At 28.8% G+C, this 1,154-nt stretch carries 1 protein-coding gene and 2 pseudogenes; 1 reads left to right on the top strand and 2 read right to left on the bottom strand.

Annotated features, from left to right (window positions below):
* Positions 1-99: pseudogene (locus tag FB6_RS13590) on the bottom strand (IS982 family transposase); the annotation flags it as partial.
* A gap of 74 nt (positions 100-173) precedes the next feature.
* Positions 174-1,016 (bottom strand): hypothetical protein, encoded by an 843-nt coding sequence (locus tag FB6_RS13585; RefSeq protein WP_174560495.1) that lies wholly within the window; start codon positions 1,014-1,016, stop codon positions 174-176.
* A gap of 39 nt (positions 1,017-1,055) precedes the next feature.
* On the opposite strand from FB6_RS13585, the pseudogene FB6_RS13580 reads away from it, so the two are divergent.
* A pseudogene (locus FB6_RS13580) lies at positions 1,056-1,154 on the top strand (IS982 family transposase); the annotation flags it as partial.

Raw genomic sequence — 1,154 nt, 5'->3', positions numbered from 1 at the left:
TAACGAATGACGGCTTTGTTTGAGAAATTTCCAATAAGTTGCTTCAAATTTCAGAAAGAAATCATCAATTACGCAGAATAATTCGGTACTATTGAACATCAGGACTAGGGCTTTAGGTTTTGTGTGGTAACTCAACTGATGGCTCTAGTCCTCTTATTTTTCAAGTCATTTTCTTATCCGCGATTCGGGTTAAATAACATTTTATAAACTAAATTATTACTTCCATAGAATTTTCGTCTATCATAAATTTGTGAATTATTTTCACTTACTTCTAAATACTTTTGGAACACTGCAAAATCATAATCAATTATATAATCCTCAACATAAATATTAAAATTAGCATCTGCTTCATCATAACTTGTAGAATTACCATATTCTTCTATCCCTAGCATCATAACTTCATTTTTAATTGAAAATTTCTCTGATAGTTTTAATAAGTACTTAAATGTTTCATGAGTTGCTTTCGGTAAAAACTCTTTTAAATGTTCAGAAATATTTTTAGATAAAAATGGACAATAAATTTTCATTTTTTCGTTTTTAGTTAAATAGCTAGAAACTATTGCTTTCCCACTCGAATCAAGTAGATCATAAATAAACTCAAATCTTGATAGTAAAGCTATATAAACATACAAGATATTATCATCTGTAGTTACCTTATTTATATAATCTTCCTTTTGAAATATTTCCTTAGACTGTTCAGGATAATGTCCAATTATTTGAAATAAAAATTCTGCATTAAAATGTCGATTTTCATCAATTTTAGGATCACTTTTAATAAAACAAAATTTCCATAATTCTTTTATTAGAATGGGAACTATTTCCTTTGGAAGATGTTTTATATATCTTTTTTGGATTACATCTTTAAACGAATCAATATCTAATCCTGCTTCACGTAATTTATCAATATCTGTCAAAATAGAATCTTTAAGGGCATGTCTTGAAAATCCTGCTGGAACTATAAGTAACCCGAATCGCGGATAAGAAAATGACTTGAAAAATAAGAGGACTAGAGCCATCAGTTGAGTTACCACACAAAACCTAAAGCCCTAGTCCTGATGTTCAATAGTACCGAATTATTCTGCGTAATTGATGATTTCTTTCTGAAATTTGAAGCAACTTATTGGAAATTTCTCAAACAAAGCCGTCATTCGTTA

This window comes from Acinetobacter bouvetii (assembly GCF_902753875.1).
GTDB lineage: Bacteria > Pseudomonadota > Gammaproteobacteria > Pseudomonadales > Moraxellaceae > Acinetobacter > Acinetobacter bouvetii_A.
Note: the sequence above shows the minus strand (reverse complement) of the source record. Positions and strands in the feature narration are given on the sequence as shown.